The sequence below is a fragment of the Phaeodactylibacter xiamenensis genome, from assembly GCF_000759025.1.
Taxonomy (GTDB): domain Bacteria; phylum Bacteroidota; class Bacteroidia; order Chitinophagales; family Saprospiraceae; genus Phaeodactylibacter; species Phaeodactylibacter xiamenensis.
In genome coordinates, this window is the sequence record NZ_JPOS01000029.1 from 69,719 (window position 1) to 93,137 (window position 23,419).

A 23,419-nucleotide genomic window follows, 5' to 3' on the forward strand; every position below is an offset into this window, starting at 1 on the left:
CTTAGTGGAATAACTGTTCAAGTTTGTCAATAGCCTCGGGCAACGCAAACACAATAACCTTGTCGTTGAGCTGCAATTGGAACTCCCCATCCGGGATAAGGGCTTCTTCTCCCCGGATGACCCCGCCGATGAGCGCAGTATCCGGGAAGTGCAAGTCTTTCAATGGTTTGCGGGTGGTCTTATTCGATTTGTGGATAAGGTATTCGATGACCTCCGCATCCACACCGTGCAGGCTGGTAATGGCTTCTACTTTGCCTTTGCGGATAAACCGGAAAATATTATTGGCTGCAATCAGTTTTTTATTGATAAGCGTATCTACGCCAATGTTTTGGGAAATATGGATGTACTCTTTGTTCTCTACCTGAGCGATGGTTTTGTACACGCCGTGGTTCTTAGCGGTAAGACTGGCAATAATATTGGTCTCAGAGTTGCTGCTCAATGCGACAAAAGCATCCATGTTGTTTAGCCCTTCTTCCACCAAAAGGTCAATATTGCTGGCATCGCCGTTAATGATGAGGCTGTTGTTGAGCTGTTCGGCCAGGACTTTACAGCGCTCCTTATCGCTTTCGATCACCGTGATATTATACTCGTTCTCCAGCTGTTTCGCAGTGGCCAGCCCCAGAGGGGTGCCGCCGAGTATCATCACGTTTTTGACCTTGTACTTCTGTTTGCCGATCAGATTATTGAGTTTCTCCATGTTTTTCTTCTTGGTGATAAAGTAAACATGGTCACCTCTTCTGAGAATGGTTTTGCCCCTTGGGATGATGGTCCGGTGGCCCCGCAGGATAGCGATAGGACGAAGGTTGAGGTCCGTGTCCTGCTCGTCATCAATATTGAACAGTTGCTGGTTGACCAGCGGGCTGTATTCGTCCAGGGTAACGCCAATAAGGTTGATTTTGCCATCCTCAAATGCGAAGTGGTCTGTAAAGGAACACTCCCGGATCAGGCGCCGGATTTCCTCCCCTGCCAGCAGTACCGGAGAGATGAGAGAGTCTACACCCAATTCCCGGAAGGTCTCCCTTTGAGAGTCCTCAAGGTATTCGTGATTGCTCACCCGTGCGATGGTCTGACGTGCACCCATCTTCTTGGCCAGGATAGCAGTGACAAGGTTGGTTTTTTCAGAAGTCGTGACTGCCAGTACCAGGCGGGCACGGTTGACATCGGCCTGCCGGAGGATGTCAATGGAGGAGGCGTCGCCGCGCAGGGTCATGACATCCAGGTGGGTGGCTGCATAGTCGAGCACCTCCTGATTGGTGTCAATGAGGACGATATCCTGCTTTTCAAAGGACAGCAGCTCGGCCAGGTGGAAACCTATGTCGCCGGCTCCTGCGATTACAATCTTCATGATTAGAACTTTTCAAAATCGAGGGCAGTTGTTTGTACAACGAGCCTTTCCAAGCTGCAAATATAGGCAGGGTAGTGGAAAGTAAGATTACTTTGGGTTTTAAATGCTGGTCTCTATGAGAATCTTGATGGTTTGTTTGGGAAATATCTGCCGTTCCCCACTGGCACAGGGGATTTTGGAACGTAAAGTTGCGGCCCAGGGTTTAGATTGGGAAATTGAATCCGCCGGTACCGGCTCCTGGCACATCGGCGAACAGCCAGACCCTCGCTCGGTTTACACGGCGGGGCAGCACGGGCTTGATATCTCCGCACAGCGTGCCCGGCAGTTCGGCCGACAGGACCTGAAAGACTTCGACCTCATCCTGGCGATGGACCAGTCGAATTACCGGGATATCCTCCGTTTAGCTCAATCGCCGGCCGAAGCAAAAAAAGTTAAAAAAATACTGGACTACACTTCTGATGAAAACGGCGGAGACGTGCCTGACCCCTATTGGGATGACGATGGCTTTGAGAAAGTGTATCAAATGCTGGATCAGGCTTGTGATGCCCTGATCGAGGCTCACCGGTAGGTAGGAAATGGGGGATTCCGGCGAATGCTGCCTTGCTGTAGGCCAATCAAAAACGGCTGGTAGATGCGTTAAGCCTGTACCAGCCGTTTCTTTTTCCAGACAGGTGGGAAAGGATGCCTTTACCGGGCTTTAGCTGTCAGGTCAATGACAAGGGCCACTTCATCCTTAATGATGTTGTCCTTGACCACGCCAAGAGCGGATGCACCGTACATGACTTCCCACTGTGTACGATCGATGACAAACTGGGGCGTAATTGCCTTGATCATGCCGTCTTCCATACTGATGTTGGCAGGAATAGTTACGCTTTTGGTAATGCCCTTCATCATCAGGTTGCCTGTGATGGTATGAGTGGCATCTGGTTTATCCGGAGCTGGTTCTACCTGGGCGATTTCAAAGGTAGCAGTAGGGTGGGCGCCAACGTTGAAGAAATCATCACTCTTCAGGTGCCCTTCCAGGTCCTGGCGCTTCTCCGGGTTCTCTATATCCGTATCCGTAATGGTATTCATGTCTATCACAAACTTGCCGCCTGTCAGGTTCCCTCCCTCGACGTTGAGCTGGCCTTCTTTCAGTTGGATATAGCCTGTGTGTGAATTGCCCACGAGTTTGCCGCCTGTCCAGGTGATTTTGCTGGCTTCAGTATCTACACTGTATGCCTGGCCCGAAGTATTTTCAGAGGTAGTGGTTTCCACCTTTTCCTGCGCTTCTACTTTTTCGCCTTCAGGCGTTTGTCCGCAGGATACGAATACTGCGCTCAGCAACAGTGCTGCGCCGTAAAGGAGCATTGCCTTTTTCATAATAGAGATTTAAAGTGTTGAACAATTATAAAAGGAAAGGTCAGTTGTCTGAAATAGGTTTTAGTGGCGGGCTTTTATTTTTTCTCCACTGGCCTGCAGCGTTTCCAGGAAAGACATCGTTTGATCAAGACTCTTCAGTATTTCTATATTTTCGGACCGCTCCACTTTCTGGGCCACTACCTGATACCCGGAAAGGAGAATGCGGCAATCCTTAAAGTTTTCTGCAAGCCGGTCCACATATTGCTGCAAAGGCTCTCTGGAGAAAGTCTCCGTGATCATCGTGAAAATGAAGTCCGGCTGGTAAATAGTGCAGGCGTCCTTGAGATCGGCAAGGGTAATGTCCTGTCCGATATAAGCAACGTGGTTGCCTCTGGATTTTAGCAGATAGTGCATGAACAGCATGCTAAGCTCCTGCTTCTCACCTTCCGGTAAATAGATGAGGAACCGCTTCACATCCTTGCCACTAACCAAAGTCTCATTGTCAATAGCAACAACGATTTTCTGCCGGATCAGGTAACTCATGAAATTCTCCTGCACCGGGTTGATAGAGCCGGTAAGCCATAAAACACTGAGCTTATCCAGGAAAGGGTAAATAATCTCAAGCATGGTCCGCTCAAAACCAAGTTGCTGGATATTGGTACTAATGATCCGGTCAAATTTGTACTCGTCCATTTCAATCATCGAAATGGTGAGCGCATCGAGCTGAGTGCCATACTCAAAATTGATTTCAGAAATAGCAGCTACTTTTTCTGCAATCTCCTCACGGCTCATCTCCGCTATTTTGGAGATTTTGATACCGTTTTTGTTAAGCAGCGCAATATTCAGGATGAATTTCAAATCATCGTCCAAATAATACCGGATATTTGTTTTAGTCCGTTTTGGCTTGATGATATCATAGCGTTGCTCCCACACCCGCAAGGTATGCGCCTTGATGCCCGAAAGCTTTTCTAAATCTTTTATAGAATAAACGGCCACGCTATAATTTCTTTTAAATCAGTGTCTTAAGCTGCTGCAGAAGCTGTGGTTTACAGACCCTCCTGCTGAACAAAAATCCTAACATTAAACAAGATAAAAGGTTTAAATAAAATCATTTTCAATGAATTCCTACTGCTTTGGCAGGCAGGTGACGTGAAGAGGCTTAAGGGTATTGGAATTTTTGCTTAATTTTAGCACTCCTATAACAGGGCAAGAAATATGGTGGTTGAAGGTGCCGCGAAGGCGGGCTAAAACCATATTGCATAGCTGCTATAAGACTTATCAAAAGTTAAAAAGAAAACTATATGAAGCGGAGTTTTACCCTGCGCCCCTTTTGGTTCATCCTGTTGCCGTTTTTGTTAGGCAGCAGCACCCTGAACGCCCAAACATCCTGTGAATATACGCTCAATCTATTCGATAGCTTCGGTGATGGCTGGAATGGCGGCTTCCTTGATGTAACGATCGGGAATACCACCACCACCTACACCCTTGATAATTTCAATGATGACGGTAGTTTCAACTCCTTTGCGCTGACCGTAACGGAAGGAGATACGATTATACTGGACTTCACAGTTGGCGGGTTCGGTCCGGAGGTTTCCTATAACCTCGTCGACGCCGAGTTTACTGTTATTTTTGAGGATGGTCTGGTTGGTGCCCCTTTGTCTGGTGTTGCCTTTACTGCCAGTGCGGTGTGCCCTTCCTGCCCGCCGCCGCCTACCGGGGGGATTGATATTGAGAATATCCGCGCCTTTCGTGCCGATGTCTCTTTGATCCCTTCTGACCCGGAAGGCTCCACGATCATTGAGCTTGGCGAAGCGGGCTTTATGCCGGGCATGGGCACTTTCAAAACTATATCCGGGGCTTCCACAACTCTTTTCAACCTTTCGGAAAATACCGGTTACGAAGTATACCTGTCCGCTGCATGTGCGAATGGTGATACAAGCATTACAATTGGCCCCTACCCTTTTTTCACTCCATTTGCGAATGACGTGGGGGTAGTGGAATTGCTTGACCCGGTTACCGCTTGCAACCTGGGGATAGCAGACAGCATTACTTTAGCCATTTCCAATTTTGGAGGTGCGCCTCAGACACTCATCCCTTACAACTTTGCCGTCAATGGCATTCCCGGCGGCGTGAATATGCCCACGGATGGCCTCTTCACTGGTGTGATTGGGACGGATAGTACGGATATCGCTCAGTTTGATGCACCTTATGACCTGTCCGAGCCCGGCGAGTACTTATTTGAAATCTGGACGGACCTGGAAGGTGATAGCGTACGTACAAATGATACCACCCGTGTCCTTATTGTCAATATTCCGGAGGTAACGACTTACCCTTACTACCAAACTTTCGAAGAGTGGGGCGGTGGATGGACCGTTGAACAGAATGGCACCGGCGAGGCTACCTGGGAATACGGCGTGCCGGCTGGTACGCTGATCAATAGTGCTGTAAGCGGCGAAAATGCCTGGGTGACCAACCTGGATGGAGACTACAATAACAGCGAGATTTCCTATCTGATTTCTCCCTGCCTTGATTTCAGTTCGCTGGATGAAGACCCCCGCATCGCCTTCTTTATGAATTTCGAGTCAGAGTCTTGCTGCGATGAGCTTTGGCTGGAAGTTTCCACTGATGATGGCGAGACCTGGTCTAAAGTCGGTGTGGCAGGTACTGGTGTGAACTGGTACAATGATACGTTCAACAACTGGTGGGATGGCACTGCTGGATTTGAGGGATGGGCGTATGTACAAAATATCCTCGCAAATACTGCGGGAGAAGCTGATGTAAAGGTGCGTTTCGTTTTCTCTTCTGATGGTTCTGTTCCGCGTGAGGGGATTGGGCTCGACAATATCCTGATCGGGCCAACAATTGCAGATGATATGGCCGCTTCCGGTATCACAACGCTGGAAGATGTAGCCTGCGGTAGCCCTGACGATCAGGTGACGTTCACCATCCGGAATGTGGGTGATGAACCTCAGCAAAATATTCCGGTAGCCTACTCCGTGAACGGCGGCCCTGTGGTGATGGAAACCACTGGCTTGCCTATCGTTTTCCCGGGGGATCAGTTTGTTTATACTTTCGAACAAACCTTCGACTCTTCCGTGCCGGGCATCTACGAAGTCCGCGCCTGGGCCATGCTCGACGGTGACGGCTTCCTGGCCAATGACACGACTATGTACCGTTTCCAAACGGCTTCTCAACTGCCTTACAAACAGGACTTTGAAGCAGGAGGTGTGCCGGATGACTGGGAGGTTAGCCCAAGTGTGACGGTTTCTAACGGGCACAATAACGCCACTTTTGCCATCCATGCCAATATCTGGTCCTTCAATGATTCTATCTCCTTGGAAATGCCGGTCCTGGGGCCCGTGGAAGCTGGTGACACCCTCCGCTTTGATTACCGGTACGTTGAATATTTCGCAGGTACAGAGCCAACAGTGCTCACAGATATGGACAGCCTTAAGGTAGGCGTCTCTACAGACTGTGGAGAAACCTATACAACTGTTTTTACGGTTTCTGACTCTCTGCATGTTCCATCCGTAGATATGACAACCGTGACGCTTCCACTGGAAGAATATGCCGGGGAGTATATCCGCGTTCGCTTCCAGGGTATCTGGGGTGAAGGTGACTACTGGCTGGATATCGACAACATCAATATCCGCCGTTGTAGTGGTATTACCATTGATTCCACCATCACTGGTGCCAGTGCAGCGGATATGACAGATGGCAGCATAGCTGTCCTGCCAACAAGCTCCGAAGGCCCTTACATCTACGAGTGGAGCACCGGCGATTCGACCCGGGTGGTTTCTGACCTGGGCGTTGGCGAATACACCGTAACGATTACAGATGGGTTTGGCTGTCAGGACGTCAAAACATTCGTAGTGGATGTAATGGTCGGTACGATTGAACTGGACAACATCGGCAGCGTCAACCTGGCGCCTAATCCGACCTCCGGGCAGAGTACCCTGACCGTAGCCTTCAAGCAGCCGGTAGATGCGCGCATTCAGGTGCTGAATACCATGGGGCAACTGCTTTATGAAACTGTAGACCAGCAGGTGACAGAGGGGACCTACCCCATTGACCTGAGCCGCTACAACAGCGGTATGTACTGGGTGCGTATTTTCGCCAACGGGCAGGTCAAAACGGCTAAGCTGATCAAAGCCGGGCTGTAGTTTTAGTCCCTGATGAAATGTAACGGGGCGTTTCTGCTGAATGAGGCAGGAACGCCCCGTTGTTGTTAAAAAATAAACTATTTAAGCCCCCAAACGTATCAATCCTTAGCAAATCAAAACTTCAACCTGCTGCCCCGCGGCAGCGGGGCATGTCACCGCTTATGAAAATAGGGATTGTCTGTTACCCCACCTACGGAGGAAGTGGCGTTGTCGCTACAGAGCTTGGCCTTGGGCTTGCCCGCAAGGGGCACGAAGTCCACTTCATCACCTACAAACGCCCTGCACGCCTGTCGGCATTCCACGAAAATGTAGTTTTCCACGAGGTCGCTACCGAAGACTATCCGCTGTTTGAGTATACCCCCTATGATACCTCGCTGGCCAGTAAGCTGGTGGATGTGGTGAAGTTTGCCCACCTGGACTTGCTGCACGTCCACTACGCCATTCCGCACGCAGCAGTGGCTTATATGGCCAAAAAAATTCTGCTCACCGAAGGCAAGTACATCCCAGTGATCACTACCCTGCATGGTACTGATATTACCCTGGTGGGCAATAACAACGCTTTCGCGCCGGTGGTGGCTTTCTCCATCAATAAATCAGATGGTGTCACTGCGGTGTCTGAAAGCCTCAAGCAACAAACCTATGAGTACTTCGATATCCATAACGATATCAGAGTGATCAATAACTTCATTGACTTTGAGCGCTTCCGAAAGGTCAACAAAGACCACTTTAAAAAGGCAATTGCGCCAAACGGAGAGCGGATTCTGGTGCATGTGTCCAACTTCCGAAAGGTAAAACGCGTAGAGGATGTACTCAAGGTATTCGCTAAAGTCTACAAGGAAATACCTTCCAAGCTGCTGCTTATTGGTGACGGCCCGGAGCGGCACAACCTCGAAGAGCTCTGCCGCAAGATGGAGCTTTGCCATGAAACCCGCTTCCTGGGAAAGCAGGACGCCGTGGAAGAGCTGCTGGCGATTGCGGACCTGTTTATCATGCCTTCGGGCAGTGAGAGTTTCGGTCTGGCTGCACTTGAGGCCATGGCTTGTGAAGTCCCTGTCATTTCTTCTGATGTAGGAGGCCTGCCGGAAGTGAATATTCATGGTAAAACCGGTTACCTTAGCCCGGTTGGTGATGTGGAGGATATGGCCCGTAATGCCCTTAGCATACTCCAGGATGATAAAAAACTACAGACCTTCCGTCGCCACGCTTTGGCACAGGCCAAACGTTTTGATATCGATAATATCCTCCCGCAATACGAAGCTTACTACGAAGAAATTGTCAAGACAGCTGTTTACTAAGGGGTGCCGGGCAACAAACCCGGCAGCGGATCATCTCAATTGATGACCATAATCTTAGCCACTGCTGCATCTGGCCGGGCGTTCAGGCTGGTATTGCGGGCATTGCTGCTACTAAATACCAGGTATACACCGGTTTGTACCCGCCGCCCGTTGTAGTCCCTGCCATTCCAGACCGCCTGCCCGCCCAGGGCATTGGTCTCAAAAACCAGCTTGCCCGTCACGTCTGTAATTTTAACTACCGCATCCCGGGCCAGCCCGTTGATGGCGATCGGGCCCTCATAGTCCTCTCGTACCGGATTGGGGTAAACCAGAATGTCCGAGCGGTGCACCCGGCCCCCTTCCACCGCATCGCTTTGGTAGGAGATAATGCCCTTTGCCGTACCGATAAAGACCTCTCCGGTTTGCTGATCTACGGCAATGTCTACAATATTGTTGTCGAAAAGTGGGCTGTTGGCTACCGTAAACCGGTCGACTTGTTCCTCACCAGAGGGAGAAAGCAGGAAAACACCATTCTGTGTCCCTATCCACTTCCGGTTAGCACCGTCAACGGCTATATCGATTACATTTTCGGTCTCCAGAAGGCGGGCGCCAAAGCCATCCTGCTCAACGATACGCCTTGTACCAATACAGGACTCATCGAAGGCACTGCTGCCGCATTCAAAAATCACAACGCCTTCTGTCGTGCCCACCCAGATATCCCCGTCTATATCAGCAGTCACGCAATTGACATCATTACTGGGCAATTCGCTGTTGTTAGCGGTGAAGACGCGGCACCGGTCATCATTGGGGTCTTCCATATCGCCTTCATCAAAGAGGAGGAGGCCGGCACTGCTGCTGCCGAGGCGTATCCATTTGTACCCACTGCCATCTATGGCAATATCAAGCACTGAGTTTTGGGAACAACCGGGCTGAAAGCTCCGCCATTCCCCACCAGGCATCAATACGGACAGTGGGGCAGGAGCCGAGTTGTTGCTTACCCAGAGGTTATTGTCTTCGTCAAACGCAAGCCCGCCCACGCGCACGCGAATATCTTGCTGGGCAATTTGCAGAGTGGAATTATCCGTGTTGTAGGCGGTGATCTCGTCAGAAGCAGGATCGACTTCCACCAGGCCTTCGATGTAGCTGCCCATGTAGACTTTACTGTTCCCCGGGTTGATGGCAGAGGTGACAAAAACCTGAATGTCATCATCAGAACTGTTGAGGTCATCCCCCTTGAGTTCGTCCCTCAGATCCCGGTTGTATACCGTCCATTGCCCGTTGATAAGAGACGCAAATCCATCCCGGATGAAGATTGGGCCCAGGGTTTGGTCAAGTCCCCCGGAGGCCATCCAAAGCTGTCCGTTGGCAATGGACATATTCCAGACGGCTTCTGAAAAGGGCGAATTAAAGTTCAGGGATTCGCAGAAGCCTTGTTCAAAGTTTTCGGCGTAGCGGAAATCAGAACCAACGGCTTCATTACCGTACCAAAGCCGCCCCCGCTCATCTTCTATGGCATAATTGGGTGTGAAAATGCAGTTGAATGGCAAAGGGCCCGTCCGCCCGTCCGGATGCAAATAGACCACCCGCCCCGGGCGGAAGCCTACCAGCAGCAGCGTGCCCTCGTGCGACATGAACTGCAGCGTACTGCCTGTTTCGGCATAAAAGTATTCCAACTGCTGATTTTCATACCGAAAGGCCGTGTCATTAACGCCCACATAAAGCGCGCCCTCAAATGTCTCGAAACCCTGCGCGCTGTAGTCCATTGGGAAGCCCTCCGAAGGGCCCAGCAAGTCCCAGTTGCCAAAGTCATCCGGGTTGACGTTGTTGGTGGAAATGCGGTAGATGCCTTCTTCTGTAGCGGCGTAGAGGTCTTCTTCAAAAACATGCACGCTGCTGACTTCCACCCCTGTTAGTGTGGTGGACCGGAATTCCGTATTCAGAATGTCCAGCTCCGATACCCCGTAGGTGGCTGCCAGATAGACGATGCTGTCATTGAGAATGTGCATGTCATTGATCCGCTTCTCTCCGGAGAAGTTCTGGAAGTTTCGGATTTGATTGAGGGTCACCACCTCTCCGTCTTCGTAAAGGAGATCGATCACCGCATTTTGATAAACGATGATCAAAATGTTGCTGAACGAATTGTAACGAATGAACTCCACACCGGCATTGCTCAGCCCATCCACGGTGGAGAGAAAGTCAACAGCAAAGTCAGTCTTGTCTACAGAAAGCACAGATAATTCGGTGGAGAAGTAGATTTTTTCGGCACTCTGGGTAACATATTGCCCGGTCTGATAGGGTAGGTGGCTCCTCCACTGACCAATGGGCAGCGGGTTTTGGCTATGAGCAAATGTGCAAGTCAAACAAAGACCAAACGTCCACAGTAGAAATTGGCGCATCACATTGATGTTTATTGGTTTTCCGGCCTGTCTCGCCGTAAAAAAGCGGAAAAAGCTTCTTTTTACTGAAAAAGTCAATAAGGACTACAACAACTGACGTTGCATGAAGCCTTATATTGTACCTCGCCGCTAATTTAAGTAAACAATAGAAAGGAGCTGTTCAAACTATCAAGGGCTTCCATACCTTTAATAGAAGGGCTACCGGAAACAAATACGCACAATTGTGAAACCAACGTAGTACCCCTGATTTTTAAAACTAAACCAATCCTGAATCATGAAAATCATCATTCCCATGGCAGGCCGCGGATCCCGCCTGCGCCCACACACCCTTACCATCCCCAAGCCCTTGTTGCCGGTAAGCGGTAAGCCTATTGTACAGCGTATCGTGGAAGACCTGGCCGAAGCACTGGACGAACCGGTGGAAGAAGTCGCATTTGTCATTGGCGACTTCGGCGCAGAAGCGGAAGCGCAGTTGCAGGAAATTGCTGCTAAAGTTGGGGCCAAATGCTCCATTTACACACAGGATATCCCTCACGGGCCGGGCCATGCGATACTGTGTGCCAAGCCGAGCCTGAGCGGCAACTGTATTGTAGCTTTTGCGGATACGCTCTTCAAGGCCAACTTTTCCTTCGATCCTAAAGAGGACGGTATCATTTGGTGCCAGAAAGTTGAGGACCCTTCCTCATTCGGAGTAGTAAAGACCGACGAAAATAATGTTATTACGGAGTTTGTGGAAAAGTCGCCCACCTTTGTTTCTGACCTGGCGATTGTCGGGCTGTACTACGTGCGGGACGGTGAGCGCCTTCGTGACACCCTTCAGCATATGGTGGACAACGACATTCGGGACAAAGGGGAATTTCAGATTACCACGGCCCTGGAGCTGCTCAAAAATAACGGCGTGAAGTTTCGCTCGGCTCAGATTGAGGAATGGCTGGACTGTGGCAATAAGGACAACGTGGTGGCTACCAACCGCCGTATGCTGCAGCTCAAGCAGGATAAGGAAAAATTGGTTGCCGACAGCGTAACGCTGGATAATGCCGTTATTATCCCGCCTTGTTTTATCGGAGAAAATACAGTAATTCGCAACAGTGTTGTAGGGCCTCATGTATCTTTGGGCCACAATTCAACGGTGGAACAATCCGTTATCAGTGATGCAGTCATACAGAATGACACCGTAGTCCGCCACGCCAACCTCAGCCATTCCATGCTGGGCAACAAAGTCGACTACGAGGGGAATAAGTCAGAAATTAGTATCGGCGACTATTCCGAATACAAGTAACAGAACGCTATGAGGAAAAAAATCCTAAAGGAAGGGACCGCAAACAGAATTGGATTGGCTGGCCTTTTCGGGCTGATTGCCCTGATGTTGCTGAGTACTGCTCCGGGGCTTATGGCTCAGGTAGACCGGGTAGATGAAGAAGCCGTCAAAATACAGGAGCTGTTTATCGATGCGAGCCGGGAGAAGCTTCTGGGCAACTATGATGAAGCGATTAGTATGCTGGAGAATATTTTGCGTAAGGATCGTGAAAATGCTACTGCTGCTTTTGAAATGGCTCGCATTTATGAAGCCCAAAGCGACCGCGACAAGAGCCTGAAATACGCCAAAGATGCTACCGAATGGGATGCAGATAACATTTGGTACCACAAATTTCTGGCCGATTTGCAACAGCAGGCCGGACAATTTGAAGAGGCTGCTGCAACCTACGAGCGCGTGGTGGAGCTGGAGCCCAACGACGAGCAAAGCTACTATCGCCTCGCCTTCCTTTTGGTCAAAGCCAACGAGATTAAGGACGCCCTGAAGGTCTATGACGACCTGGAAACCCGCCTGGGGCTTAACGAGGAAGTCATCCGCCGCAAGCATACTTTATACCTGAGCCAACGGCAGGATAAAAAAGCGGCGGAAGAACTCCTGCGCCTCATTGAGGCTTTTCCGGACAACGTGCAGTACCGGCATCTGCTGGCGGGGTTTTACGAGCAAATTGGGGAGGGCCAAAAAGCACGCTCGGTCTATAGCGATATCCTCAATATTGACCCGGACAACGCCAAAGCCAAAATGGCACTCGCCGGGCAGTCCGGCCAGGAAACAGACGAAATCCGCTTTCTTAATCAATTAAAGGAACCTTTTTACAGCCCGGATACAGATATTGATGTCAAAATCAGGAAAATCATACCTTTCATTCAGAAAGTAGCGGACACCGGAGATCAAAGCCTGGCTGATGCGTTGCTGGAGCTTACTGATATCCTGGAGGAAGTCCATCCCGGCAGTGCAAAAGCGTCCTCAGCAGCGGGCGATTTGCTCTATCATTCGGGCCGTAAGGCAGAAGCCCTGCCCAAGTACCTGCAAACGATAGAAGAAGACAACGCCAACTTCATGGTTTGGGAGCAAATCATGCAACTCTACGAAGAAACTTTTCAGTTTGAAGCCCTAAGGGGTTTTAGCGAGCGCGCCATGGACTACTACCCCAATCAGCCTGTTGTGTACTATATGAATGCGCTGGCGGACTATCATCTGGGCAATCATGATGCTGCTCTTTCCACCTTGCAGCAGGCAGGTTTTATGGCCGGGGGGAATGTCAGGGCGATGGTGCTGATCTACTCTTTGCAAGGCTTACTGTATCAGGCCACCGGTGATACAGGCGCTGCTGACGAAGCATTTGGCAAAGCGCTGGCTACCGATGATACCGCACCACCTGCATTGTCCCGTTATGCCTATGCCCTGGCACAGCGGGAGGAACGCCTAAAGGATGCTGAACAAATGGCCCGAAAAGCCAACGAGCTGTTGCCCGGTCAGGCCGCTTTCCAAATGCAGCTTGGGTGGGTACTTTACAAACGGGGCGACTATCAGGAAGCTCGCGCATGGTTGCAGTGTGCCGCAGAAAACGAGGGGAGTGCCAGCCCGGTCATCCTGGAACACCTGGGCGATACCCTCTATCAACTTGGTAAAGTCGAAGAGGCCGTAGCAAACTGGAAGAAAGCACGGGCTGCTGGCGCCGGTTCTTCCGCGCTGGAACAGAAAATTGAGCAGCGAAAGCTGGTAGAGTAACCCAAACCACTCTCGCCCCGTCGGTATTCATAAAGCCGTAAGCCGGCTTTTTTTCATCAACAAACGCTAACATGAAGTATACTTCTTATGCCATTTTGCTGCTGGCTGTCCTCTCGCTAAACAGTTGCGCTTCTATCCGAAAATCCAAAGGCGTTGCCGATAAAGATATGACGGCATCCGGTCTGCTAAAGCGCATGGAAAAACAACGCTTATCGCCGGATTGGTTTGAGAGCCGCCTGCGTTTAGATTATGCTGATGAAGACATGTCGGTGTCTGCCAGTGCTACAATTCGCATGAAAAAGGACAGCCTCCTCTGGTTAAGTGTGAAAAAGCTGGGCTTTGAGGTTGCCCGGGTGCAGGTTACCCCCGACTCCGTCTACGTAGTGGACCGCTTCAACAAGGAATATACCATAGAGGGGCTGGCTTATCTGGCGGAGTCCTACGGCCTGCCGGCAGGGAGCTTATCCGAACTTCAGGATTTTATACTTGGTAACCCCGTCTTTTTTGGCGGCGATGAACTGGGTATCGAGCCGCTGGGGCCTACTTATCGCCTTAGGGGCGGGAGCGACGAAATGTCGGCTGAGTACCTGATCGGCACTTCTGACTTTTTGCTAAAAAAAATGGTATTTAAGGACTTGCGCAACGAGCAGGAAATGAGCGCCTTACTGGAAGGATACGAGGAGCTGGAAGGGGAACAGAAATTTCCCTATATTCGTAACCTTATGCTGGAAAGCAAGTATTCGGGTCAGGCGAATGTGACCTTGCAGTTCAGCAACATAGAACTAAATGTCCCAAAACCAATTAAATTTGATATCCCATCCAGATATACACGGGCCAAATAAACTGATGCACAGGCTGCCTTTCAGGTGTGGCATATTACTCGCCCTGGTACTGCTTTGCCTTCCGGTGCTGCTTAGCGGGCAAAACCGGGAAGAGCTGGAGCGTAAGCGGGAGCGCCTGCTGCAGGAAATAAAGGCCACCGAAACGGCCCTCAACAATACCAAAAAGGATAAGGAAGCAACCCTTGAGCAATACATTGCTATAAGGACCCAGATCCGCAACCGGCAGGAACTGGTCCGTACCCTGGAGCAGGAGCTGAAGCAGGTAGATGCCAGTATTCGCCGGTCTGAGGTGGTGCTTCTGGCGCTGCAGGGCGATATTGAACGCCTCAAGAAAGAGTATGCCCACACTATGCGGGTCGCCTACCGGCACAAGCTTAGTCAGAGTATGCTCGTCTTTCTGTTCTCAGCCGAGAGTTTCAACGATGCCTTCAGCCGCTGGCAGTATATTCGGCAGTACGACCGCTTCCGCAAAAAGCAGGCGGTCAACATCATCGAAACCCAGGAGATGCTCACTGAGCGCACGGCACAACTCGAAGCCCGGCGGGTAGAGCAACAGCAGCTGCTGGCGGCACAACAACGGCAGACGGATCTGTTGCAGGAAGAATTCCAGGAAAAAAACCGCCTTCTGAAGAAACTTAAAACCAGTGAACAGCAGTTAATGGCTAAACTGGACGAGCAACAGGCTGCGCATGAAGGGCTCAATCAGGCGATCGAGGAAATCATTGTCGCCGAGATGTCCCGAAAACGGCGGGAAGCCCGGGAGCGTGTTCCGGCTGGTGCCACCTCAACAGCGCCGGAGGCCCCGGCTGCCACAGTGGAAGCCGCTGCAACGCTTTCCCGTAATTTTAGCAATCAGCGCGGGCGTTTACCGTGGCCCGTCCGGTCTGGCCAGGTAAGTAAATCCTTTGGCAACGCAATCGTCATGGAGGATACCGGGCTAAAGCTGCCTAATAATGGCATTGAAATACAGGCTCAAAACGGAGCGGATATTTTCCCGGTCTTCGAAGGGGAAGTGACACACATCACCTTCGTACCCGTATATCAAAATGCTATATTGGTTAACCACGGGGATTTCTTCACGTTGTACTACCGTATTGAAGAAGTGCTTGTGGAGAAAGGGCAGCCCGTTGGGCCCAATCAGCCGATAGGCCGCCTGGCAGATGATAACAATACGGTGCATTTCGAAATTTGGAAGGGCACTCAGAAGCTAAATCCGGAAACCTGGTTACAAAACCGGTAAACTCAAAGTACAGGCAATACCCTGTACCCATTATTCACGACAAAGATTTTATGGCACACGACTGGACAATAGGTACAAAAGACAAGAAAGGTTTAAAGCAGAATAAAGAGTATGCCATTTTGGTAGGCGTAGTCCGTCAGCTGCAAACCGAAGAAGAGGTAGAGGAGTACCTGGACGAGCTGGAATTCCTGGCCCTTACTGCTGGTGCGAAAACCCGAAAGCGTTATATTCAAAAACTCAGCCAACCCGATAAGCGGACCTTTGTAGGTAAGGGTAAGCTGGAAGAAATCAAAGAATATATTGACGCTCACGAGGAGGTCAGCATGGTTATTTTTGATGATGACCTATCCGGTAAGCAGGTGAATATACTCGAGGAGTTTCTCAAACTGAAAATTGTAGACCGCAGTACTCTCATTCTGGATATTTTCGCCAGCCGTGCGCAAACGGCTCAGGCTAAAACACAGGTGGAGCTGGCGCAGTTGCAGTACCTCCTGCCACGGTTGAGGGGGCTTTGGACCCACCTTGAGCGGCAGCGTGGTGGTATCGGTATGCGGGGCCCGGGTGAAAAGGAGATCGAAACGGACCGCCGTATTGTGCGGGATAAAATCTCCCTGCTTAAGAAGAAGCTGGAGAAAATTGATCAGCAAAATCAGACTCAACGCAAACAGCGCGGTGAAATGATCCGCGTAGCCCTGGTCGGTTACACCAACGTAGGCAAGTCGACCCTCATGAATCTGTTGAGCAAGTCAGAGGTGTTTGCCGAAAATAAGCTCTTCGCTACGTTGGATACTACGGTCCGGAAAGTGGTCATTGACCGTATGCCTTTTCTGCTTTCTGACACCGTTGGGTTTATCCGGAAGCTTCCGCACCATTTGGTGGAAAGCTTTAAATCTACCCTGGATGAGGTGCGGGAGAGTGATATCCTCCTTCATGTTGTAGATGTAGCGCACCCACTGCATGAAGATCATATCCGTACCGTAAACAGCACCCTGAAAGACCTGCAGGCCGTTGATAAACCTACCCTGCTGGTCTTTAATAAAATTGACTTGTACCGGGAGCGCAATTACGATGATTTGCTGACGGAAGAGGGCAAGCGCGAGATTGAAGAAGGACTGCTCGGTAACCTGCGCTACATGTTTGACCAGGAATGTATGTTCGTTTCTGCTGCTACCGGTGAGCATATTGATGAACTCCGCAAAAAGCTTCAGCAGATGGTGCACGAACAGTATATGATACGGTACCCCTATAGGGCCAAGCAGTGGTAGATGCCGCTGTTTTGGTGCCAAACTGCAACATTCTAACTCAGGCAGTCGTAAAAAGCGAAGTGTAGCTGGCTTTAGTTTCAGCTCAGCAATATGCACACAACCTGGGTAAACAGGAAGAAACTAAGGGGCCTGGAGCCCATAGCGAAACTTGTTTGTCCCCCCATAATCCCAGTCAGACTATGAGAAGAGAAATGCAAAAACTTACCGCATTGGCCATTGGGCTGATGCTTGTTTACTGTTCCGCCTCGGGCCAGGGGCGCTATGTCCGGCTACATGGGCATATTTTAAGCAGCATGCCCGGTGCTGAGTCAACGCCTTTCCACCTTGATGCCTATAAAATTTCCGGAGACGGGCAGCGGCAGCTTGTCCGGCTGAGCCGGTTTGCCGGGCCGGACTATCATTTATACCTCGAAACCGGCTCTGATCACGAAGTTCTGATTCAAATGGCGGATCATCCTCCATATTCGGTACATATCCCAGCCATTCACCCGGCTCCGGGGACTACCGGTCAGTTGGTGATGGAAAAGAACTTCTTAGTACCAACGGCTGAGGAGGCCAGCATGCCGGCCATTGCCAGCAGCGCCCCACCGCCTCCTGGCCTGCCGGAACCGAAGATCCATCCAATACTTATTGAGGCAGAGCCCCCGGGCTTGTTGCTGGTTTGGGGCGATACTAATGCAGTAACGGTGCCGGTTCCCAACGAGCTGGTCCGGCCTTTAGAGATCGCCTTTGAGGAGGAGGGCTTAAATACAGGCTTGGGTTATCCGGTTGAGGCGGGTCTGCCCAGGCATCAAACATCTAACTCGGTTCCCCCGCCCACCTTGTCTGAGGAACCGGTCTCATCGGTTTTTATCGAAGAGGAAAGGCTATCCTCAGCGGACTACGGCCCTTCAGTAGCGCATTCGTCGGGGGAATTGGCAGATACCAGCCAGGATTTTCAGGTTGTTGCAACTATTAAAATCGCGACCGATAGAGACGCTCCTGAACATCCAGGCATGCTGCAGCATATTACTGATGCAGGTCTGCCCCCCGCGCCACGGCGGGTCCGCCTTCGTAACCCTGCCAATATGGTAGCGGGGCTAGTGGGGCATCAGCAGGGGCAGTGCATTGCCCGCTTACCGGAAGGACAGGAAATACAGGTGATAGAGTATACCACACCAGATTGGTGGATGGTCGCCCATGGCTCCGTGATTGGGTGGGTGAAGGCGCAATACCTGGAGTAGGGCAGAGCTGTTGGTGCAATTAGAGATTCGAAGTAATCAGGAGGTCCAAATCTGTAGACTTGATCGAGAAGCGTTCTCCCAGGTAGCTGTTGGTTAGGCAACCTTTGTAGGTGTAGACACCGTGGCGTAGCCCATGGTTATTGAAAAGCAAATGTTCAATACTGCCTGTACTGCCCGCTTTAAGAAGAATAGGCGTCAGGATATTACTTACAGCCACCGATGCAGTCCGGGATACCCTGGAAGCAATATTAGGCACGCAGTAGTGAATGACTTCGTGCTTGCTAAAAGTAGGGTGGTCAAAGGTCGTCACCTCAGAAGTAGCGAAGCACCCGCCCTGATCAATGCTCACATCGATAATAACGGCTCCGGGTTTCATGTTCATCACCATTTCTTCACTCACAACGATGGGCGTGCGGCCCGATTTAGAGTGCATGGCTCCGATGGCCACATCGGCATAGATGAGTTCTGCTTCCAGATAGTGCGGGTTGATAGCAGAGGTATATAGAGGGCGGCCTACCTGGTTTTGCAGGCGCTTCAGTTTGTAGATGTTGTTGTCAAAAATGCGGACTTCCGCACCTAGTCCCAGAGCCGTTCGCGTAGCGTACTCGGCCACGATACCAGCACCCAGGATGACCACCTTAGCGCTGGGTACACCAGAAATACCGCCGAGCAAGACCCCTTTGCCACCACTTGTTGTAGCCATCAGCTCCGCTGCCGTCAACATAGCACTAATACCGGCCATCTCGCTCATGATACGCACGATCGGGAAGGTATCAGACTCATCCTTGATATACTCCATTGCGAGCGCAATGACCCGTTTTTGCCGGAGCTTATTGATGTAGTCTGCATTGATAATGGGAAGCTGAAGGGGCGAAATCAGGATTTGATTGGGGTGCATAAGCTCAATCTCTGCCTGCGTGGGGGGAGCTACCTTAATGATAACATCAGCTTTATAAACCTGCTCAGCACTATAGGCAATATCAGCGCCCGTTTCGGAATAGTCGTGGTCAGAATAGCTGGACTCCTGACCTGCCCCTGATTCTACAACCACGCGGTGCCCATGCCCGATAAGCGTTGCAACCGAAGAAGGGACAAGGGCTACCCGGTTCTCCTGCATAGTGATTTCCTTCGGGATACCAATATAGAGTTTATTGGGCTTGTTGCTGACCTGCAGCATTTCTGCCTGAGGCATAAACTGCTGTTCGGTGAACTCCTTAGGAATAGGGATCTTCTTCTTTTGCTTATCGCTCATAAAAGGCTTGGCTTTCCTGAGAGACGGAAACAAAACAAGTGGATCCATTTTTGAGTTTGTGTCCCGGTTTGACCGGGATCATAAGCAACTGACAACCTTAGAGTTGCGTTGAGATGTCACAAAAGCTTTAAGAAAAAATGGATCCGCTTGTTTCCGTCAAACTACTTATAGCTTACAAAAATATAATTTTCCGGCTGGAATCAGACCCTATCTCAAGCTTTATTCGGAAAGTATCTTCCGGGAGCAAATGCTCAATCAGGCCAGGCCACTCAATCAGGCAGCGCCGGCCACTGTCGAGGTACTCTTCGATTCCGATGTCCAGAGCTTCCTCCACGTCATTTAAGCGGTAGAGGTCCATATGGTAGAAAGTTTCCCCCATCTGGTCTTCGTATTCATTGACGAGGGAGAAGGTAGGGCTGCTGATTGTCTCTTCGGAGCCCAGTGTACGGCATATCGCCTTGATCAGTGTCGTTTTGCCTGCGCCGATTTCTCCGGTGAAAGTCCAGATGGACTGTTCAGGAGCCGCTGCCTTCAGTAGCCTTTTGGCAATTTCTTCAACCTCCTCCAATGAGTATACGATCGTATTTGGCATAAAGCAGTTCAACCGTTTTATGGTGAATTTAGCAGGCAAATGCTGCAGAATGCTCCCTGCAGCTATGAGAGAACAGTAGTAGCCTGATGGAGGTTTAATCATTTTATGCTAAAAGGCCTTGCAATTTTAACAGGTGTCATTTCAGCACTCTATCATCAGGCAAAAGCGGCTGTTTACTTGTGTTCATTGCTTTTGTGAGGCAACCTGCCCAATCAAATTTTAGCCTTTTTGAAAAAATATTCCTATTATTATGGTCATATAGCGGGCAAAACCTTAGATTTGAATCCCGACTGAGAGAGAGATTATAATTAGCTGACTATCTATATGAGCCGAAAAATCCGTATGGGAATGGTGGGTGGCGGTCGCGGTGCCTTTATCGGTGCTGTGCATAGGATGGCTGCTACCCTGGATGGTGAAATAGAGCTGGTTTGCGGAGCTTTTAGCAGCGACCCGGAAAAGTCTAAAGCTTCCGGTGCTGACCTTTATCTTCCTCCTGACCGGGTATACGGCAGTTTCGGGGAAATGATCCTGAAGGAAAAAGCCCTGCCCGAAGGCAAGCGTATGGATTTTGTGTCTATCGTTACACCTAACCACGTACATTTCCCACCGGCAAAAATGGCCCTGGAGAACGGCTTCTCTGTTGTATGCGATAAACCTCTTTCCTTCAATACTGACGAAGCCCTTGAGCTGCAACAACTTGTCGAATCGACAGGGTTGTTGTTTGCATTAACCCACAATTATACCGGGTACCCTATGGTCAAACAGGCGCGGGCAATGGTCCGCAACGGTGAGTTTGGGGCTATCCGAAAAGTTATTGTCGCCTACCCGCAGGGGTGGCTTTCCACTCGTCTGGAAGCGACGAACCAAAAACAAGCCTCCTGGCGTACCGACCCTAAGCGTTCGGGTGCAGCAGGGGCAATGGGCGATATAGGGACCCACGCAGAAAACCTGGCAGAGTACATTTCAGGGCTTCGGATCACCAAATTGTGCGCAGACCTTCACACTTTCGTGGAAGGGCGGCAGCTGGATGATGACGGTAGCGTATTGCTCCGCTTCGATAACGGCGCCCGGGGGATTCTTTACGCGACTCAGGTTGCGGCCGGAGAAGAAAACGCCCTGCATATCCGTGTGTATGGAGAAAAAGGCGGCCTGGAATGGCACCAAATGTACCCCAACGACCTGAAGGTGCGCTGGCTCGATAAGCCCGAGCAACTGCTTCGTACCGGTGTGGGAGACCTCTATCCTGCCGCTCAGGCTGGTGCGCGCATTCCAGCCGGGCACCCGGAAGGCTACCTGGAGGCTTTCGCAAACATTTACCGGAATTTTGCCCATTGCCTGCGCGCTAAACTATCCGGGCAAAAAGCAGACCCGGTGTATGAAGATTTCCCAACCGTTGAAGATGGCGTCCGCGGTATGAAGTTTATCGACCGGGTCATTGAATCTTCTGCGAGCGATCAGAAATGGCTACCGGTATAATACCCTGAAGCTGTGATTAAAAACCGATTAATAGCAGGTCATGAAAAACCTGTAGCATATAAAGCACAAACATTAGTATGAAAAAAAGCTACACTTTCTTCTTCCTGATTGGATTGATGAGTTTCACCCTGAATGCGCAGGTCACTTGTGATGAGCCGGGAGTTTTATTGATGGATGACCTGTCGGCCTATGCCACAGGCGATATTACCTTTCAGTCAGACGACTGGGATACCTGGCCAGGTGCAACCGTCGGGGCAGAAGTCTCTGCCGAACAAGCCAATACAGGCAGTAATTCCATCAAAATTGATGGAAACATCGATGGGCAGGATGCTCTGCTGCTGCTTGGCGGGCAGGAAAGCGGGCACTACGTCCTGTCCTGGTCAATGTTCGTATACGACAGCACAAGTGCCTATTTCAACCTGCAGCACGAAGCCCCGACCGATACAGAGGGGTTTTGGGCGTTTGATGTACTCTTCGAAGGCGGGAAAGGCATACTCGAAAAGTATGATGGCAGCGACGACGCCTCCTTTGTATACCCATCCGGTACATGGTTTCCGGTGTATCTTTTTATAGATATAGACAGCGACTACGCCCGCCTCGTCATTAATGAAAGAACAGTAGACACCTGGCCGTTCAGCAGCGGGAGTACGGAATCAAGCCAGATGCACAGTATCAACTTTTACCCGCAGAATACCGGACATTCTTACTTCATCGATGATATTAGTTTGCTGGAAATTCCGGCAGCGGAAGCAGGGCAATACTGTTACACGGCCGAAGTTCTGGAAGAGCCCGGCTTCTATGCTGTACCGGAGCTGACTTGTTATGGAGGCAGTTATGATCAGGGCGGCAGCGGCAGTGGCTTCAAAGCTCACTGGTATCAATATACGCCTTCCACAGATGGCATCATGTCTGTTTCCAGTTGTGGGGGTGGAGTAGATAGCCGGGTTTGGATCTTTAAAGGTGCTGATTGTGAAAATCTAGGCATCGTTGGTGTGAACGACGACCGCTGCGATACAGGTGATGGTGATGATTACGCCTCCTACAGAGAGGCCGTGGTCACGGCAGGTGATACCTACTACATTATGTTTGATGATGCCTGGTCTGAGGCTGGTTTTGGGTTTGAACTTGCATTGGTCGAAGAAGCTCCTGCTGAAGGTCAATTCTGCGAATCTGCTGAAGACATCGAGCCGGGTGAACACGAAGTGGGCGCTATTGATGGCGAATCTGCGGTGGCTGGCCCCAATATCAACAACACCTCTGGTTCTACGACCAACTACGCACAATCCAAGTGGTATCAGTTTACGCCTGGCTCAGACGGCTATATGAGCATTTCCGCCTGTGATTTTGCAGCAAGTGATACGCACTTTTTTGTGTATACCGGGGATTGCTCCACTTTCGAGGGGCTCAACCTGGTGGCTCAGAATGACAATGGATGCGGAGAAGGTTTGCTGACCTCCAGCCTGGACAGCATTGAGGTCACAGGTGGCGAAACCTACTACATCGAGTGGATCGACCGCTGGATGGACGGGCCCGGCGACGAGCTCTACATCTGGGAGCTTGGCTTCGATGCGTTCGTGGGTGTGGAGCAGGATGAAGTTCTTAAGCAGAGCTTTACCGTTTTCCCAAATCCGGCATCAGATGTGCTGAACATCCGGCTGGAGCAAAGTCAGTTCAAGGGGCGCACACAAGTCACCCTGCTGAACATGCTGGGGCAGCCGCTAGCCGAAAGGCAACTGGACGGCGGAGAGGTACAGCTTCAGCTGCCTGTCCATAGTATTCCTGCAGGCACCTATCAGTTACGTGTACTGATGGGAGACCGGCAGGCGACGCAAACGGTGCTAATTAAATGATAACCCAGGGGTGCAGGGGTACGTACATATATGGACTCGGCACCCTTAAAGATAAACAGCGGAGCATGCAGGCCTTGTCCTGTATTTCCGCTGTTCAACCGATTGTTAACTTTTATT

17 protein-coding genes are annotated in these 23,419 nt (G+C 50.6%); 11 read left to right on the forward strand and 6 right to left on the reverse strand.

What is annotated here, in order from left to right:
• Nucleotide 1 precedes the first annotated feature (1 nt).
• Nucleotides 2-1,345: a Trk system potassium transporter TrkA gene (gene trkA, locus IX84_RS11495; RefSeq protein ID WP_044220396.1), complete on the reverse strand. Its 1,344-nt coding sequence runs from the start codon at nucleotides 1,343-1,345 to the stop codon at nucleotides 2-4.
• Between the two features lie 115 nt (nucleotides 1,346-1,460).
• On the opposite strand from trkA, the gene IX84_RS11500 reads away from it, so the two are divergent.
• Nucleotides 1,461-1,913, forward strand: coding sequence for a low molecular weight protein-tyrosine-phosphatase (locus tag IX84_RS11500; RefSeq protein WP_044220399.1), 453 nt, complete (start codon nucleotides 1,461-1,463; stop codon nucleotides 1,911-1,913).
• Between the two features lie 119 nt (nucleotides 1,914-2,032).
• Here IX84_RS11500 and IX84_RS11505 read toward each other — a convergent pair whose 3' ends face one another.
• Nucleotides 2,033-2,707, reverse strand: a complete 675-nt coding sequence (locus tag IX84_RS11505) for a YceI family protein (protein WP_052515958.1) — start codon at nucleotides 2,705-2,707, stop codon at nucleotides 2,033-2,035.
• Nucleotides 2,708-2,767: 60 nt separating this feature from the next.
• Nucleotides 2,768-3,682: a MerR family transcriptional regulator gene (locus tag IX84_RS11510; RefSeq protein WP_044220401.1), complete on the reverse strand. Its 915-nt coding sequence runs from the start codon at nucleotides 3,680-3,682 to the stop codon at nucleotides 2,768-2,770.
• Nucleotides 3,683-3,987: 305 nt separating this feature from the next.
• Here IX84_RS11510 and IX84_RS11515 point away from each other — a divergent pair, with 305 nt between their 5' ends.
• Entirely contained in the window at nucleotides 3,988-6,849 is a 2,862-nt protein-coding gene (locus tag IX84_RS11515; protein WP_044220404.1) for a T9SS type A sorting domain-containing protein, read from the forward strand.
• A 161-nt stretch (nucleotides 6,850-7,010) separates the two neighbouring features.
• Nucleotides 7,011-8,144 (forward strand): N-acetyl-alpha-D-glucosaminyl L-malate synthase BshA, encoded by a 1,134-nt coding sequence (gene bshA / locus IX84_RS11520; protein ID WP_044220771.1) that lies wholly within the window; start codon nucleotides 7,011-7,013, stop codon nucleotides 8,142-8,144.
• A gap of 35 nt (nucleotides 8,145-8,179) precedes the next feature.
• Here bshA and porZ read toward each other — a convergent pair whose 3' ends face one another.
• Nucleotides 8,180-10,519, reverse strand: a complete 2,340-nt coding sequence (gene porZ, locus IX84_RS11525) for a type IX secretion system anionic LPS delivery protein PorZ (RefSeq protein ID WP_081968713.1) — start codon at nucleotides 10,517-10,519, stop codon at nucleotides 8,180-8,182.
• A gap of 274 nt (nucleotides 10,520-10,793) precedes the next feature.
• On the opposite strand from porZ, the gene IX84_RS11530 reads away from it, so the two are divergent.
• The 6 genes from IX84_RS11530 (at nucleotide 10,794) to IX84_RS11555 (ending at nucleotide 18,132) form a co-directional block, all read left to right on the forward strand.
• Nucleotides 10,794-11,798 carry a sugar phosphate nucleotidyltransferase gene (locus IX84_RS11530; RefSeq protein WP_044220408.1) on the forward strand — a complete coding sequence of 335 codons (1,005 nt, stop codon included), beginning with the start codon at nucleotides 10,794-10,796 and terminating at the stop codon, nucleotides 11,796-11,798.
• A 9-nt stretch (nucleotides 11,799-11,807) separates the two neighbouring features.
• Nucleotides 11,808-13,562, forward strand: coding sequence for a tetratricopeptide repeat protein (locus IX84_RS11535; RefSeq protein WP_081968714.1), 1,755 nt, complete (start codon nucleotides 11,808-11,810; stop codon nucleotides 13,560-13,562).
• Nucleotides 13,563-13,633: 71 nt separating this feature from the next.
• Entirely contained in the window at nucleotides 13,634-14,404 is a 771-nt protein-coding gene (locus tag IX84_RS11540; RefSeq protein WP_044220414.1) for a DUF4292 domain-containing protein, read from the forward strand.
• Nucleotides 14,405-14,408: 4 nt separating this feature from the next.
• Complete coding sequence (locus IX84_RS11545; protein WP_044220415.1) at nucleotides 14,409-15,644, forward strand: murein hydrolase activator EnvC family protein; 1,236 nt, start codon at nucleotides 14,409-14,411, stop codon at nucleotides 15,642-15,644.
• Nucleotides 15,645-15,694: 50 nt separating this feature from the next.
• Nucleotides 15,695-16,909 (forward strand): GTPase HflX, encoded by a 1,215-nt coding sequence (gene hflX, locus IX84_RS11550; RefSeq protein WP_044220418.1) that lies wholly within the window; start codon nucleotides 15,695-15,697, stop codon nucleotides 16,907-16,909.
• A gap of 179 nt (nucleotides 16,910-17,088) precedes the next feature.
• Complete coding sequence (locus IX84_RS11555) at nucleotides 17,089-18,132, forward strand: SH3 domain-containing protein (RefSeq protein WP_152605010.1); 1,044 nt, start codon at nucleotides 17,089-17,091, stop codon at nucleotides 18,130-18,132.
• A 19-nt stretch (nucleotides 18,133-18,151) separates the two neighbouring features.
• Here IX84_RS11555 and IX84_RS11560 read toward each other — a convergent pair whose 3' ends face one another.
• Both IX84_RS11560 and tsaE read right to left on the reverse strand, forming a co-directional pair.
• Entirely contained in the window at nucleotides 18,152-19,384 is a 1,233-nt protein-coding gene (locus tag IX84_RS11560) for an alanine dehydrogenase (RefSeq protein ID WP_044220773.1), read from the reverse strand.
• 172 nt (nucleotides 19,385-19,556) lie between these two features.
• A complete protein-coding gene (gene tsaE, locus IX84_RS11565; protein ID WP_044220776.1) occupies nucleotides 19,557-19,976 on the reverse strand; it encodes a tRNA (adenosine(37)-N6)-threonylcarbamoyltransferase complex ATPase subunit type 1 TsaE in 420 nt (139 codons plus the stop codon).
• Between the two features lie 324 nt (nucleotides 19,977-20,300).
• Between tsaE and IX84_RS11570 the strand changes: the two genes are divergently transcribed.
• Together IX84_RS11570 and IX84_RS11575 are read left to right on the forward strand one after the other, a co-directional pair.
• A complete protein-coding gene (locus IX84_RS11570; protein ID WP_044220423.1) occupies nucleotides 20,301-21,452 on the forward strand; it encodes a Gfo/Idh/MocA family protein in 1,152 nt (383 codons plus the stop codon).
• 77 nt (nucleotides 21,453-21,529) lie between these two features.
• Nucleotides 21,530-23,302, forward strand: coding sequence for a T9SS type A sorting domain-containing protein (locus IX84_RS11575; protein ID WP_044220426.1), 1,773 nt, complete (start codon nucleotides 21,530-21,532; stop codon nucleotides 23,300-23,302).
• Nucleotides 23,303-23,419 lie beyond the last annotated feature (117 nt).

Excerpts from the sequence above, each read along its gene's own strand:
- trkA (WP_044220396.1), bottom strand. The coding sequence starts at position 1,345 with ATGAAGATTGTAATCGCAGGAGCCGGCGACATAGGTTTCCACCTGGCC.
- IX84_RS11500 (WP_044220399.1), top strand. The coding sequence starts at position 1,461 with ATGAGAATCTTGATGGTTTGTTTGGGAAATATCTGCCGTTCCCCACTG.
- IX84_RS11505 (WP_052515958.1), bottom strand. The coding sequence starts at position 2,707 with ATGAAAAAGGCAATGCTCCTTTACGGCGCAGCACTGTTGCTGAGCGCA.
- IX84_RS11515 (WP_044220404.1), top strand. The coding sequence starts at position 3,988 with ATGAAGCGGAGTTTTACCCTGCGCCCCTTTTGGTTCATCCTGTTGCCG.
- bshA (WP_044220771.1), top strand. The coding sequence starts at position 7,011 with ATGAAAATAGGGATTGTCTGTTACCCCACCTACGGAGGAAGTGGCGTT.
- porZ (WP_081968713.1), bottom strand. The coding sequence starts at position 10,519 with ATGCGCCAATTTCTACTGTGGACGTTTGGTCTTTGTTTGACTTGCACA.
- IX84_RS11530 (WP_044220408.1), top strand. The coding sequence starts at position 10,794 with ATGAAAATCATCATTCCCATGGCAGGCCGCGGATCCCGCCTGCGCCCA.
- IX84_RS11535 (WP_081968714.1), top strand. The coding sequence starts at position 11,808 with ATGAGGAAAAAAATCCTAAAGGAAGGGACCGCAAACAGAATTGGATTG.
- IX84_RS11540 (WP_044220414.1), top strand. The coding sequence starts at position 13,634 with ATGAAGTATACTTCTTATGCCATTTTGCTGCTGGCTGTCCTCTCGCTA.
- IX84_RS11545 (WP_044220415.1), top strand. The coding sequence starts at position 14,409 with ATGCACAGGCTGCCTTTCAGGTGTGGCATATTACTCGCCCTGGTACTG.
- hflX (WP_044220418.1), top strand. The coding sequence starts at position 15,695 with ATGGCACACGACTGGACAATAGGTACAAAAGACAAGAAAGGTTTAAAG.
- IX84_RS11555 (WP_152605010.1), top strand. The coding sequence starts at position 17,089 with ATGAGAAGAGAAATGCAAAAACTTACCGCATTGGCCATTGGGCTGATG.
- IX84_RS11560 (WP_044220773.1), bottom strand. The coding sequence starts at position 19,384 with ATGAGCGATAAGCAAAAGAAGAAGATCCCTATTCCTAAGGAGTTCACC.
- tsaE (WP_044220776.1), bottom strand. The coding sequence starts at position 19,976 with ATGCCAAATACGATCGTATACTCATTGGAGGAGGTTGAAGAAATTGCC.
- IX84_RS11570 (WP_044220423.1), top strand. The coding sequence starts at position 20,301 with ATGAGCCGAAAAATCCGTATGGGAATGGTGGGTGGCGGTCGCGGTGCC.
- IX84_RS11575 (WP_044220426.1), top strand. The coding sequence starts at position 21,530 with ATGAAAAAAAGCTACACTTTCTTCTTCCTGATTGGATTGATGAGTTTC.